This window comes from Ruminococcoides intestinihominis (genome assembly GCF_040096285.1).
GTDB lineage: Bacteria > Bacillota > Clostridia > Oscillospirales > Acutalibacteraceae > Ruminococcoides > Ruminococcoides intestinihominis.
The window spans coordinates 1-14,341 of record NZ_JBBMEY010000022.1; the positions used below are offsets into that span (position 1 = coordinate 1).

Here is a 14,341-nt window from a genome sequence, read left to right on the forward strand (position 1 = left end):
ACTAAAAGAATTCATTCATCTATTAATTATCTTTCACCTTGTGATTTTGAGAAGTCACTTCACACCGATTAGCAATGTAAATATCCCCCTCTTTTTTACTTTTTTTATATCAAATTATTGACAAAGTCCCAATCTCCAATTCTTCCAGGGGCAGGGGCAAGGGCGGGGGCGTCCATCTCGCAAACAATACGAAGTTCACCCTGTCGGGCAGCGCCGTGATTCAAAATTGCACGGCAACAAATTCCGCCAACTCCGGCGAAGCCTACGGCGGCGGCGTAAGCGCCGCTTGTGTGAAGAAGATCACCTTGGCGGACAGTGCGCGCATTGTCGGCTGTACTGCGGCAAACGGAAGCGGACTATACATCACCGGCTCTCAGGTACCTGGCTATGGGATTCTTCACGCCAACAGCGGCTCGGTTGACGGCGACGTCGTGCTGGGAGATACAGAAGACGGTCCCAGTACCATTACAGGCTCCGGCGGGACTGTGTTCAATGGCAAAGTGACTGTTACCCCTGGCAGCATCATCGAAAGCGGCACATTCAACGGCGAGGTCATCAACAACGGAACCATCACCGGCGGCGTCTTTAACAACACAGTCTCCGGCAGCGGTACCATCACTGGCGGCACATTTAACACCCCGATGACCGGCAGCGGCACGGAGACAGACCCCTATCAAATCAGCACCGCCGACCAGTTGAAGCTGTTCCGGGATAAGGTGAACGATGCAAAAACCGAAGAAGAAACCAAAATCTGCGCCGTGCTGACATCAGCCATTGATTTGAATAACGAACCGTGGACGCCAATCGGAAACTATACCGAAGGAAATCAGATTTACTACGAGGGCACATTTGACGGCGGCGGCCACACCATTTCCGGCCTGAACGTTACGGGCAACTTCAGGTATGCCAGTCTGTTCGGTGCTGTAAAAGGCGGCACGATTAAAAACCTGACAGTGGCAGGTAACGTATCCCATAATTATTATTCTACGAGTCTAGACTGTCACGTCGGTGGCATTGTGGGCGGCGCTTTGGATGCTGCAACGATTGAAAATTGCAGCAACAATTGCAGCGTTACTGGCAGCAGTCGCAATTATATTGGCGGTATTGCTGGCAGTAATATTGACAATGCGAGAATCATCGACTGCTATAATGTTGGCACAATTACCGGCAGAATTCATGAAACTGGCGGTGTTACGGGGCTTAACATGAGCACGATCTCCAATTGCTACAATGTTGGAACGATTAAAACACTCTATAATAGTGATGCTGTTGGCGAAATCGTTGGCCGTAATAATGGCACTGTAGAAAACTGCTACTATCTTGCCGGTACGAACCTGAACGCAGTTGGCCAAAACAATAGTAATGGCAACATTACAAAAACAGAGTCCAAAACCGCCGCAAACTTCGCCAACGACACGGTGCTGGCGCTGCTCAAGGCTGGCGAACGCGACAACAATGCTGACCCGTGGGCAGACGAATGCAAGTATTTGAATGCAGTGGGCAAGACCCTGCCCGTGTTCAATGGACAGGGCGACGCCCATGACCATCAGAGCAACGACTGGAAATCCAACGAAACGGAACACTGGCAGGTCTGCACCTGCGGCGCGGTGTTTCATAAGGCGGAACACTCCGGCGGCAAAGCGACCTGCACCGAAAAAGCAAAATGCGCAGTTTGCGGTGCGGAATATGGCGATGTTCTGGGACATGATTTTACTACCAGTTGGACACATGATGATAACGAGCACTGGAAGCAGTGTTCCCGTTGCGATATAAAGGATGACGTAAGCCCTCATACTTGGAACAACGGTACGATAACAACAGCGCCTACCTGCACAAAAGCGGGCAAAAAGACATATAGCTGCACCAAGTGCGACGCAACAAAAATAGAGCCGATTCCAGCTACGGGCCATAGCTGGAAGTCCGATTGGACGTCCGATGCAACGCATCACTGGCATGAATGTGCCAATGAAAACTGCGATGTGACGGATAACGCGGGAAAGGATGGCTATGCGGAGCACTCCGGCGGTACGGCAACCTGCACCGAAAAAGCCGTTTGCACCCATTGCGGCCAGTCTTACGGCGAAACCAACCCCGTCAATCATACCGGCACGGAACAGTGGACACAGACAACCACTACCCACGAGAAAAAATGGAACTGCTGCAATACCGTAAGTGTACCGAATGAAAATCACGAATGGGCAGACGGCGTGTGCAGCGAGTGCGGATATGTGTGTCTGCATGAAGATACAGATAAAAACCATATCTGCGATATTTGCGGCAAGACCATTTCCGACCACAAAGACGCAGATAACAATCACCTCTGCGACTACTGCGGTGAAAAAATCAGCAATCACACCGGTGGCAAAGCAACCTGCATAGCTAAGGCGGTCTGTGAGATTTGCAAAGAAAGCTACGGCAGCCTTGACCCGAACAACCACACCGACCTGAAACACATTGACGCAAAGGCTGCCACCGCTGCAGAAGAAGGCAACATCGAGTATTGGTATTGCTCCGGTTGCAAGAAGTATTACAAGGACGCCAAAGCAACACAGGAAATCACCGAGGCTCAAATCGTAACGGCGAAGCTGCCAAGTGATAACAACGGTAGCAACAATAAACCGGGTAACAATGCAACTACTTCGCCTCAGACCGGCGACAACAGCAATCTTGCCTTATGGATCGCACTGCTGTTTATCAGCGGCGGTGCAGTAACCGCAACAACCGTTTATGGCAGAAAGAAAAAGCATAGCGTAAAGTAAAATCAAATATTTAACCCAAGGGTGGCTGTCGGAAACGGCAGCCGCTTTTTCCCACTTTTCCTGCAACACAGTATGTCAAAATGTGTGTGTTAAAATATTGGTACTTTCCTTGAAAATTACGATTTGTCTGGAAAAGAAGTTTACACATTTACACAATCAACTGCTATGGATAATGAGCATTTTGAAAATTCAATGAAATTTGTTAAGCAATCTGCAAAAATGCAACTGTACATGATGGTCTGTATGTAAATGCAAGTGAAACTAATGAAATTATCTCATATCTAAATAAGAATGGTTTTGTAAAATAATCTATAATCAAATAATTTTCATATCCACAGTAATACTTTTGTTACTGTGGATTTTTGCTTTTAGATATTCGACAAAGTAAATACATTATGCTAAAATAAGTTTATAAATTATAAGGGGAGCAGATGTATTATGAAGTCTGGAATTGCATATTATCATCTTCCAGGGTTATTTGAATTTTATGAGTTTTACAAGGTGTTTTTGCCACTATATCGTGAACATAGGGAATATTTCTATGATTGGTGTGAGATAGGCTCAATTTATGGTGCACCAAAAGGTTGCATTTGGAGTGGAGGTAGAATCAGTTTAGGTGAACATAATCAACAAGATGTTTTAAAGTTAATGAATAAATACGGTATTTCTGCAAGGTTAACTTTTAGCAATTCACTAATAAAACAAGAGCATTTAACTGACAAGAAATGTAATGAATTGTGCAAGTTATTTAATGACAACAATAAGGTGACCAATGGTGTAATTGTTCATTCTGACTTGTTGGTTGATTATATAAAAAGCTATTATCCAAATCTTTACCTAGTATCTTCAACTACCAAGGTACTAACAGAATTTAATCAATTAGTAGATGAGATAAATCTTAAAGATTTCAAATATGTTGTTCCAGATTTTCGCCTAAATAAAAGCTTTGATAAACTAGAAACATTAACTCAACCGCAAAAGAATAAATTAGAATTTCTGTGTAATGAATGTTGTTTCTATGGTTGCTATGATAGAAAGAATTGCTATGAAACTGTAAGTAAGCAAATACTAGGTTATGATTGTCCTGACCATATCTGTGTAGCACCTGATTCACAAAATGGCTATAGCTTTTCAAAAACAATGACTAATCCAGCATTTATAGGTGTTGATAATATCAAGGATGTTTATATGCCAATGGGTTTTTCTAATTTTAAAATAGAAGGCCGTTCTTTGGGAAGTGCATTGATTCTCGAATTTCTCTTGTACTATATGACAAAACCAGAATATCATATCCATGTTAGAGAAAAAATCTACCTTGATAATATGCTGGACTTATTCTAATAATTACTATAGATTTTTATAATTTTCGTGATATAATAGTTTTGTACTTATTTTGATATATAGACAATACAAATTAAGGAGAAGTTATGAAAGATATTATTTTTCTTATTGTGTTGTTTATTGCTAATGTTATACAAGCAATTACTGGATTTGCCGGTACTGTTCTTGCTATGCCTGCATCTATGTTTTTGCTTGGTGTTGATAATGCCAAGGTTGTACCTACTGTGATGGCATTATTATCTGGATTGTTAATTGCTATTTCCAGTTATAAGAGGATTAATAAAAAAGAACTGCTGAAAATTTGTGTTTTTATGCTCATAGGTATGGCAGTTGGAATATTATTATGCAAAGTTATTTCATCAAATTCATTGCTTATTATCTATGGAATAATCATTATTGTTATTGCTGGAAAAAATCTGTTATTTCATAAGGAACATAAACTACCACAAGCATTTCTAATTGCAATTCTAATTATAGCTGGCATAATTCATGGTATGTTTGTGTCTGGTGGAGCATTGCTTGTGGTATATGCAACACAGGTACTAAAAGATAAAGAGGAATTTCGTGCTACGGTTGCTCCGGTATGGATTGTACTTAATTCAATTCTTCTAGTATCTCAAATACAAGCTCACGCTTTTAATTATGATAACATAAAATTAATTTTACTAAGTATAATTCCACTAATCGTTGCTACGTGGATTGGTAAAAAACTTTTAAAGAGAGTTTCACAGAAGGTATTTCTCAATTTGACATACATCTTGCTAATTATATCAGGTATTTCATTGATAGTATAAAGGAGATATTGTGGCTATTACAATAAGAATGATAACAAAGCTAGTAGAACATTTAGATATGAAATTAGTTGCTGGTGAGAATGGACTTGATAGAGAAGTCACTTGGACTCATATGGTCGATAGTGATATTATTTCAGTTTTTCTACAGGGACAAGAACTAGTTTTCACAACAGGCATTGGCTTAAATGAAGACTAATCACTATTTGAACTTGTAAAAGATGTGTACCATAAAGGTGCGAGTGGTATAGTTATTAATATTGGACCATATGTTAAATCTATCGACCAGGATATTATTGACTTTGCAAATGAAAATGATTTTCCTGTGTTTGAAGTTCCATGGTCTGTACATATGGCTGAGATTATGAGAATTATATGCTTTGAAATAACCAAACAACAGCAAAACAGAATTTAGATTAGTGCTGCCTTAAGTAATGCTTTTTTGTGTCCAATACAAGAAGATTTATATGTTCCTATATTAATGAAAAAAGGGTATTTACCTAACAATTCATATGTAGTATCTATTATATATGTCAAAACGGAAAACATAGAAATTGAAGACAACCGTAGGGAGTCCATTGTTTCTCAATTAAGTGGATATATAAGGTGGAATTATAAAAATATTCTTACTTCCGTTCAGGATAAATATATATCTTTAGTATTTTGTAATTATAGTGATATTGAGTGTGATGAAATATCTAAAAATGTATTCAATAAATCATGTACTTGGTTATATACCTCAACAACAAGGTCTTTATGATGACTTTACTCTCAATAGATTCTTGTGGTATATGTCAGCACTTAAAGGCCTTAAGAAAAAAGAAGCAAAAGACAAAATCACTTCACTTCTTGATACTGTTAATTTAACCGATTCAGCACACAAAAAGCTAGGTGGTTTTTCCGGTGGTATGAAACAAAGAGCATTGATTGCTCAAGCGTTACTTAATGACCCAAAGATTCTGATTCTTGATGAACCTACTGCCGGTCTTGACCCAAAGGAAAGAATTAGAATCCGTAACTTTATTAGTGAAATAGCTGAAGATAAAATCGTTTTGATTTCAACTCATGTGGTATCTGACATTGAATTTATTGCCAAGGAAATTATCCTACTAAAGCAAGGTAAACTTGTGTCACATGATACTTGTCCAAACCTTGTAAGTGAAATTGAAAACAAGGTGGTTGAAGTTGAAATTGATAGGGAAGAACTAAAGTATTATCAAGATAATTACAGAGTTTCTAACCTATATCATAATGGTGGAAAGATTGTTGTTAGATTAGTGACAGATAACCCTCCTGAAAATCACTATTCTAAAATTGTAAAACCAACCCTTGAAGACCTATACCTTTATGTCTTTGAACAGGGATTGTAATAAAATTACTTATAACTAGATTTTTATAATAAACACCTTCCTAAAAACCACAGCATCATATGGTTGTGGTTTTTTGCTAGTTAATAATTTCTTAAAAGTATAATTTCTTAACTTTCTTGAAATAAATCGTATAATCTGTTATATTAAAGTAGGGGTGAATTAATGCTAAAAATTGCAGTTGTGGATGACGATATGGTATTTGTAAATAAGTTGTCCAATATTATAGCTAAGACTTGTAATCAGTCAAAAATGGAATATACATTACAGAAATATTCAAACGGTATGGATATTTTATCTAACTATTCACAGTTTCATTTAATTTTTCTTGATATTGAAATGCCTTTCTGTAATGGTATTGAAACTGCTGAAAAAATAAATAAATTAAAAGGTAATTCTCAAGTACCTTTATTTGTATTTGTTACAAGTCATGATGAACTTGTTTTTGAAGCACTAAAAAGTTATCCTTATACTTTTATCAGAAAAAGCAGTATGGAAACTGATGTAGCTGAATGTATAAAACATATTAATGATTCTTTAAGAATAGATGACAATACTATCTTTTTACATGCAGGTAGAAAAGATGTAGCTGTTAATGTTGATGATATTATTTTCCTGGATAAAATTAATAATTATGTGATTTTCCATACTGAAAACGGTGATTATAAAGTAAGAAGTAATATTAATAAAGAATTCAAAAAGATTTGTGATTACGGGTTTGTTAGACCACACATTGGTTATGTTGTTAATAATAATTATATTCAATACATAGCCAGTGACAGTATTTTATTAAAAAACAATGTTAGTGTTCCTCTTAACAAGAAATACAAAGAAGCAGTGAAAACTGAATTTTTTAACTGGATAGGTGATAGGGATGTTTAATTATGTTTTTGAAATAACCGTTAATTTATTACAGTCTATTTATTTTGTGGGATTCTTTCTGTTATTCTTAGGTGGTAAGTTTTCAACAAGAAATAATATAATTCTTTTATCAATATTTATTGCACTTAATTTTGCAGTTCTAACATATTTTACATACAATCACCCTAACATTGTTATGCTTGATATGTTTATAGGAATTATATTATATGAAATATATTGTATTACTTGCCTTAAAGGTGAATTGGCAATTAAGCTAATACTTCCATTTATAGTATCGTTAATAAATACTATCATATCATATGGTTTTGTTTATTCATCGTCCATAATTTCCGGTGTAACTTTTGAAGAATTAATTACAAAGTCAAGCTTGTTTAGATATTTATTTGTTATTCTTGCTAATCTAAGCACAATGGTAGTTCTATTTATAATGTGGCGAACTAAAGCTAAAGCATATAGCTTGAAGAAAGTTTCTAATGTGATTGCATTTGTGGCTATACCACTATTAGCTATGATGATTTTGTACATAACTATGTATGTAATGATACTTACAAATTTCCAATCTAACATAATTATCTTACTTTCAATTATTTGTGTCAGTATGATTGTAATTGCAGGAATAGTTTGGTTTATGATAGCCAGAATAAATAAGGATAATGAAATTAAAACTAAACTATTATTATCAGAACAAAAAGCTAATTTATATAAACAAAATATAATCAGTTCTAATAGCCAAATTGAAACTATTAAATTGTTAAAACATGATATGAAGAATAATATTTCCTGTATTGATGCATTAATTGAAGAAGAAAATTATGATGAAGCACATAATATCTGCCATAGCTTAACTAATAAGTACACATCTATAGGAACAATAGTAAATACTGAAAATTATTTATTAAACGCAGTACTAAATGTTGAAATTGAAAAAGCTAAAAGCTATGGAATACCCGTTAAACTAAGCATTACTAATGACTTAAAAATGTTTAAAAACAGTTCTGATATTATTTCATTAATCGGTAATATTCTTGATAATGCAATTTCATATTTATCTAAGAACAAAGTAAAAAACAATGAAATTAATTTTTCTACAGGGTATGAAGGTTCTTATTCCGTCATAAAATGTAGAAACAATATACTTGATTCAGTATTATTTAATAATCCTTCACTAAAAACCGATAAGAAAGATAAAGATAATCATGGTAAAGGAATCACAATAATTAATAGCATTGCTCATAAATATAATGGAGATGTAATTATAAAAGAAAGAAATAAAGAATTTATAATTACTGTGATTTTGGATAATAGAAGTTTACCAGAAAGCCTCTGATTTTTACCAAGTTAATACATAGTGTGTGAAAATGTGCTACTCTTTTCGTAGGTGATGTGTATATGTTACATAGACTTTCCGAAAGAATAGCACTTTCTGTTTGTAATGATAGTGATGAAATCCCACATGATATATATATTTATGGTTTTGAACTGTTAGTATCATCTGTAATTGAAACAATTAGTCTATTGTTAATTGGACTTTTAACGGGAAAATTTGTAGAAACAGTAATTTTTATTATTTTTTTCTCAAGCATAAGAGTATTTAGTGGTGGTTATCACGCAAACTCTTATTTAAAGTGTTTTATAGTAACAGTTGCATATTATTTGTTAGTTCTATTTTCTGCTGATATTATGCTAGCTTTCCCTAATAGAACAATTATATTAATCGCTATTATAACTTTGCTTTTATCCTTTATATTATTCCTATTAATGAGTCCGGTAAAAAGCAAAGGAAAATCAATATTAAATTATAAAAAGCAAAAGATACTTTCAATCATTTCTCTATGTATAAACGCTATATTGCCAATCATCTTGTTAACTATTTATCAAAACAACATATTAATCATTGTATATCCTACAATAATATGTGTGGATGTGCTGATTATTATCGAAAGTTTGAAAAAAGGAGATGAAAAAAATGAAAGAAAAGATTATTAAAGTACTTAAGAAAATGTCTTTACACGCAGTAAAGGTTTCTTGCAATACTGCATCATACAATTTCTCAGGTCAACCAAAAGAACCTGAATCACTAAAGAAATATATTTCAAATAGAAACAAGTAATAATAAGTACAATTAAATACTACTTATAAAAATTACTGGATTTTTATTTGTTATAACTTACACACCTTTGGAAAGTCACAACAATTAGTTGTGACTTTTCTATTTTATATAATTAATGTAAATATAATAAAGTACTTAACAGAATATGACAAAAAGTGATATAATTTCAACAGTGGTTAGTTTTATAGTCTAATATTACAAATTAAAATTTTAATAATTTTTAGAGGTGGGTTATATTGAAAAAATTAGTTAGCTTTTTTCTTGTATGTGTGATTTCTTGTTCATTAGTTCTTACGGGCTGTGGAGATGATACATCTAAAGAAACAACAAACAAAATAGGAGAATTCGATAAAACACGAGTTATAACTGATAAAGGTGTATTTTGCAATAATGAAAATGGTTTCTTGAAATTTTATGATTATAATAGTCATAAAAGTGCATTCCTTTGTAACAAACCTGACTGTGACCATACAGATGAGAAGGAAAGTTACGCATATACTAATGAAGAAATATTCGGTGTTTACAACGATAAAATTTACATTTTTGATATGGATTTCAAATTATCAGTGAGAAATTTGGATGGCTCAAATTATTCTAAACTGATGACTTATTGTAAAAAGTACAATTCATCATCAGACAGTTCCGCATTGCCTTTTAACTGTTTTGCAATTAACAATAAACTATATGTGGAATACTATGCAAAAGTTTTAGATAGTAAAACAGGAAATGAAAAGAAGAAGGCGATCTTAAGTTGTATTAACCTAGAGGATAATACAGAAAAAATAATATCAGAAAAAGATAATAGTCAGTATGGATTTATTTCTATATTGGATAACTATTTATATTTCGTTGATTATAGCAGTAATACTAAGGACGGTAATATTACTAACGAATACAAAACTGATTTAATTTTGAAAAAAATGAATTTAAAGGATAATTCAATCTCTGGCATTTATAAGGATAAATTGATTAATTTTTATTTTTTTAAATATTTTGATGATACGATTTATTTCTATAAGAATGATGACCCGGCTAATGAGCTTTATTCTATGTCCTTAAAAAATCCTAAACCGAAAAAGACAGAGTATGTTGTTACCTATAAAGATAAACGAGGAAACATTGTGCATAATTGCAAAGACTATAAACTTAAGCTAGAGAAAAACAATAAAATCACTTCTTTGCCAATAAAGAATGAAGATTTATTAGCAGGCTTTGATGGAGAAGCTAATAAGGATGGATTTTTATTCCTTAGCACAAAGGATAATATAAAATGTAAAAATGGCACTGTCAATGAGGGTGAATATTTTTATATGACAAAAGATGATTTTTACAATGGCAAATCTAACTACTACAAGGTAGAATAAAATATTATTTCGGCAAAACATATTTAAGGAGCATATTTATGAAAAGATTTTTACAACATTATTATCATTTATTTTAGTTATTGCTACTATGTTTTCACTTTCTGCTTGTTCTACAAGTGATAAAAACACTACTAGCAATAATACTAGCAAGAAGGCTACAAAATTTGTGCCATCAAAGAATATGACAAAGCTAGTATTAGTCACTAATACTCATTTGTTTGACGGTGAGTACCAGAAGGTGTTGAACCAGTTTAACCTTAAACTTTCTGAATTAGGTAAGAAGTATTATCTTGATATTAAGCTAATTGATAATTCACCTTCTCTCAAAAAAGGAGAAGAAGAAGCTACATCATACAATAAAAAATATCACAATGGCGTTCTAGATATGAAGAGCAAAAATGAGCAGGTTGATATTATAAGATTTGATACTGGCGATGATAGTGATTATTATAACGATTATGATTATTTTTATTTAAACAATTTTTTAACACCTTTGGATGATTATATAAATAAGGATACTTCTATTAAGAATATTATTGATGATAAATCTTTTACTGCTGCTAAGCGTAATGGCAAAATATATGCAGTTCCTGATATTTTAAATGGTACAGGCAGAGGCTGGAATGTGAAAACATCTCAGTTAAAATCCAGTGGACTAACTGAAAAAGACTTAGAGTCTGAACGATGGGAAATTCTTAATAATAGTAAACTTTCAAGCAAAAAAATATTTATTGATCCTCAAGCGAATACAATGTCTGCTGGGCTAGAGTTATCAGAGCCTCCATATTGTGCAGAATTATATTATGACTTAATAACACCTTGTGTAGGAGTAAAGTTTGATAGTGATTCTGCTAAGGCTATAAATATTTATCAAGATGAATATATAACAAAGTCAATTAAGTCAACCTATAGTATGGGTAGTTTTGATAAATGTAAGCTATCAATTGTTCCTGCTTATACTTCAAGTGATAAGGTTACTACAAATTCTATTGATGGAACTATTACTATACCAATCAATGACAAATTATATTCTTGTGGTAATATAAGTGGATTAGGTATTGCTAATTGGAGCAAAAACGCTAATTATGCTTATGATTTAATATCTTTACTTAATACTAATAAAGAATTAGCTACTCTTTTAAATTATGGAATTGAAGGAGTAAACTATACTAAAAATGATGATGGTACAGTGAAGTTGTCTAACAGTGAAGATGATAATTACTATAATCCTAATTGTATTTTCAGTAACTCTAAAATATTGCCAACAAATGCGGATTATCCTTATACTGATAATTCAAAAGATACTGTATTATCACCAATTTATAGTTTTATTTTTGACTACAACAAAGTAAAATCTGAAATTATTGCTACAAATAAAGTAATAACTAAATATAAAAGTAATTTGTTTGTAGGCAAAGGTGACTATGCTGAATTAAGCAAAAAGTTCAATGAAGATTTGGAAAAAGCAGGAGTGCAGAAAATTGTTGATGAAGCCAATAAGCAAATTGCAATTTGGCAAAAGACAAACAAGTAAAAAGTTATGATTAAATCTGAATTATACAAAATATTTTCAAAAAAAATATTTCTAATACTATTTGTTGTATTGCTACTTTTAAATGGATTTTTCATTTACAATAAGCAAATTAAAGGTAACGATATTGGCTTTATCTCTGCTAATGCAAAAATTAGCTTAAATAATGATATTGCAAAATATAATAACAATAATGACAAAATTAAATTTGTTCACAACAAGCTAAAAGCTTTAGAGAAAGATGATGTGACCCATTATGCTGATGACAGCTATTCAGAAAGGACATTACTTGATAATGCTGAAAATCAGTTAAAGATTGTATCAGACTATAAAGCATACATAAACAAAATAATTGAAAAGTCCGATAACATCACAGGTGTTTCTATATTTGAAGATAGCAGTTCTTTTTCTTATAAAAATGCCGTAAAAACTGCTGAGGATTATAAACCACTTTCTAATATTGAAACAGCTTATAGCAATTCTGAAGGCGTGAATATGGCTACAGATTTTATGCTAACGGATTTGATTGTTATTTTGCTTTTATGTATTGTTTGTGATGCATTAATTGGTTCTGAAAGAAATATTAATATAAATAGCCTTCAAAGAACCTGTAGATATGGCAGAAACAAATCAGCTATATCCAAAATGGTAGTAGGTTTTATTACTACTGCTGTAATATGTCTAATGTTTTATGGTGTTAATTACATAATAGCCGGTTACACATATAGATTTGGAGACCTTTTCAGACCTATTCAATCGGTAGATAGTTTTTCTAATTGCACATTAAGAATTAATGTATTGCAGTATCTAATGTTACACTTTATCACTAAAGTTCTAGTTATGTATCTTATTTACACAATCGTTAATGTTCTTTCTATGGTTGGAAAAAGCAAAACTATAAGCTACATAGCTTTTCTATGTATTTTAATAGTTTCATATTGTCTAAATTTATTTATTGGTGATAATACTTCTTTAATGTGCTTTAAGTATATTAATTTGATTAGCTTTGTTGATACCAAAAATGTTATTTCACATTATAGAAATATCAATATTTTTGGAGAACCAATTAATTATGTGACTTGTTTTTGGATAGTGCTACTTGTGTTGCTTTTAGGACTTGTTGCATTAAATATATTAATTTACAGTCGCAAAAAGATTACTGCATATAATAAAAGCAATAACAGTTTTCTATCAAAACTTAAAATATCTCGTGGTAGTACCAATGTAATTGTACATGAATTATACAAGACTTTTCTAAGCAATAAGGTTGGTATAATAATCCTTGTGGTTCTTCTTACTCAGTTATACATTACTATTTCATCACCTATAGTATTAAGCAATGACGAAAAATACCAAAAATATTATTTCTCATATTATGCCGGTGACTTTAATAGTAACACAAAAAGTAAAATTGAGAATCAAATTAAAAAGTATGAAGATAACAAAAAGTTAATGGATAAATGTATGTCTGACTACGATAATGGTTTGATTACCAAAGAAAAATATGAGGATTTATTCTCTACCTATTCTACAATAGATGAGGATTATTCAAACTTCAAAAAGTATGTTATACCATATTATGATTATTTAATTAATCAATCTAAGGCTGATAAATCTGTAAGTGTTGTTAATTACAATGGTTATTGTGCTTTGCTAGGGTTAGAAGGCAATTTAAGTAATACATATTGTTTGGCTTTATATGTATTGATGGTAATATGTATTATTCCTATTTTTACTGTTGAATATGAGCGTAAGTCAATTCATTTGCTTTCATCAACAAAGCTTGGCTTTAAATCACTTGTTTTTAAAAAGATAGTTTGTTCTTGTATTGTTACTGCTTTGTTAAACTTATTAATTTATGTTCCGTATTTTATAAGGATTATAACTAGCTATGGCATAAATGAATTAGGTGCAGCTGCTTGTAGTATTGAAGAACTATCTAATATTTCAGATGGTTTATCAATTTTAAATGTGATAATTATTACATTTGCAATCAGACTATTGGTTTCACTCGTAATAACAGTGATAATATCAGGAATTTCTCTATTTACTAAAAATACTATTATCTCAATTATAATTACAACGCTAGTTTTTGTTGTTCCTTTGCTTTTGCCTATAAACGATATTAATATTCTTAATAACTTTTCTTTTTATCATTTGCAAAATTTCAATTTCTAGTAAGTGGTAATAATCTTA

General features: G+C 32.4%; 12 protein-coding genes and 1 pseudogene. 12 read left to right on the plus strand and 1 reads right to left on the minus strand.

Translation table 11 applies throughout. The features are described from left to right. The first annotated feature begins 215 nt into the window (after positions 1-215). The 6 genes and pseudogenes from WMO18_RS06805 to WMO18_RS06830 all read left to right on the plus strand — a co-directional run bounded on the left by WMO18_RS06805 (position 216) and on the right by WMO18_RS06830 (position 7,140). Positions 216-2,759 (plus strand): GLUG motif-containing protein, encoded by a 2,544-nt coding sequence (locus tag WMO18_RS06805; RefSeq protein ID WP_211148325.1) that lies wholly within the window; start codon positions 216-218, stop codon positions 2,757-2,759. A gap of 438 nt (positions 2,760-3,197) precedes the next feature. Beyond that, positions 3,198-4,100: a hypothetical protein gene (locus WMO18_RS06810; protein ID WP_211148324.1), complete on the plus strand. Its 903-nt coding sequence runs from the start codon at positions 3,198-3,200 to the stop codon at positions 4,098-4,100. An 86-nt stretch (positions 4,101-4,186) separates the two neighbouring features. After that, on the plus strand, positions 4,187-4,894 hold the full coding sequence (locus WMO18_RS06815; protein WP_367286479.1) for a sulfite exporter TauE/SafE family protein: 708 nt from the start codon (positions 4,187-4,189) through the stop codon (positions 4,892-4,894). A 58-nt stretch (positions 4,895-4,952) separates the two neighbouring features. Then, a pseudogene (locus WMO18_RS06820) lies at positions 4,953-5,306 on the plus strand (PucR family transcriptional regulator ligand-binding domain-containing protein). A 289-nt stretch (positions 5,307-5,595) separates the two neighbouring features. Next, positions 5,596-6,261 carry an ATP-binding cassette domain-containing protein gene (locus WMO18_RS06825; RefSeq protein ID WP_248004742.1) on the plus strand — a complete coding sequence of 222 codons (666 nt, stop codon included), beginning with the start codon at positions 5,596-5,598 and terminating at the stop codon, positions 6,259-6,261. Between the two features lie 162 nt (positions 6,262-6,423). Beyond that, a complete protein-coding gene (locus WMO18_RS06830) occupies positions 6,424-7,140 on the plus strand; it encodes a LytR/AlgR family response regulator transcription factor (RefSeq protein WP_294668880.1) in 717 nt (238 codons plus the stop codon). 309 nt (positions 7,141-7,449) lie between these two features. Here WMO18_RS06830 and WMO18_RS06835 read toward each other — a convergent pair whose 3' ends face one another. Further along, positions 7,450-7,707 (minus strand): hypothetical protein, encoded by a 258-nt coding sequence (locus tag WMO18_RS06835; protein ID WP_367286480.1) that lies wholly within the window; start codon positions 7,705-7,707, stop codon positions 7,450-7,452. A 31-nt stretch (positions 7,708-7,738) separates the two neighbouring features. On the opposite strand from WMO18_RS06835, the gene WMO18_RS06840 reads away from it, so the two are divergent. The 6 genes from WMO18_RS06840 (at position 7,739) to WMO18_RS06865 (ending at position 14,323) form a co-directional block, all read left to right on the plus strand. Next, positions 7,739-8,467: a sensor histidine kinase gene (locus WMO18_RS06840; RefSeq protein WP_367286481.1), complete on the plus strand. Its 729-nt coding sequence runs from the start codon at positions 7,739-7,741 to the stop codon at positions 8,465-8,467. A gap of 62 nt (positions 8,468-8,529) precedes the next feature. Further along, on the plus strand, positions 8,530-9,126 hold the full coding sequence (locus WMO18_RS06845; protein WP_367286482.1) for an accessory gene regulator ArgB-like protein: 597 nt from the start codon (positions 8,530-8,532) through the stop codon (positions 9,124-9,126). After that, complete coding sequence (locus WMO18_RS06850; RefSeq protein WP_294668885.1) at positions 9,107-9,250, plus strand: cyclic lactone autoinducer peptide; 144 nt, start codon at positions 9,107-9,109, stop codon at positions 9,248-9,250. The genes WMO18_RS06845 and WMO18_RS06850 overlap by 20 nt, the downstream gene beginning before the upstream one ends. A gap of 236 nt (positions 9,251-9,486) precedes the next feature. Beyond that, positions 9,487-10,614 (plus strand): hypothetical protein, encoded by a 1,128-nt coding sequence (locus WMO18_RS06855; RefSeq protein WP_367286483.1) that lies wholly within the window; start codon positions 9,487-9,489, stop codon positions 10,612-10,614. An 88-nt stretch (positions 10,615-10,702) separates the two neighbouring features. Further along, entirely contained in the window at positions 10,703-12,148 is a 1,446-nt protein-coding gene (locus tag WMO18_RS06860) for a DUF3502 domain-containing protein (RefSeq protein ID WP_367286484.1), read from the plus strand. A 69-nt stretch (positions 12,149-12,217) separates the two neighbouring features. Beyond that, positions 12,218-14,323 (plus strand): hypothetical protein, encoded by a 2,106-nt coding sequence (locus tag WMO18_RS06865; protein ID WP_367286485.1) that lies wholly within the window; start codon positions 12,218-12,220, stop codon positions 14,321-14,323. Positions 14,324-14,341 lie beyond the last annotated feature (18 nt).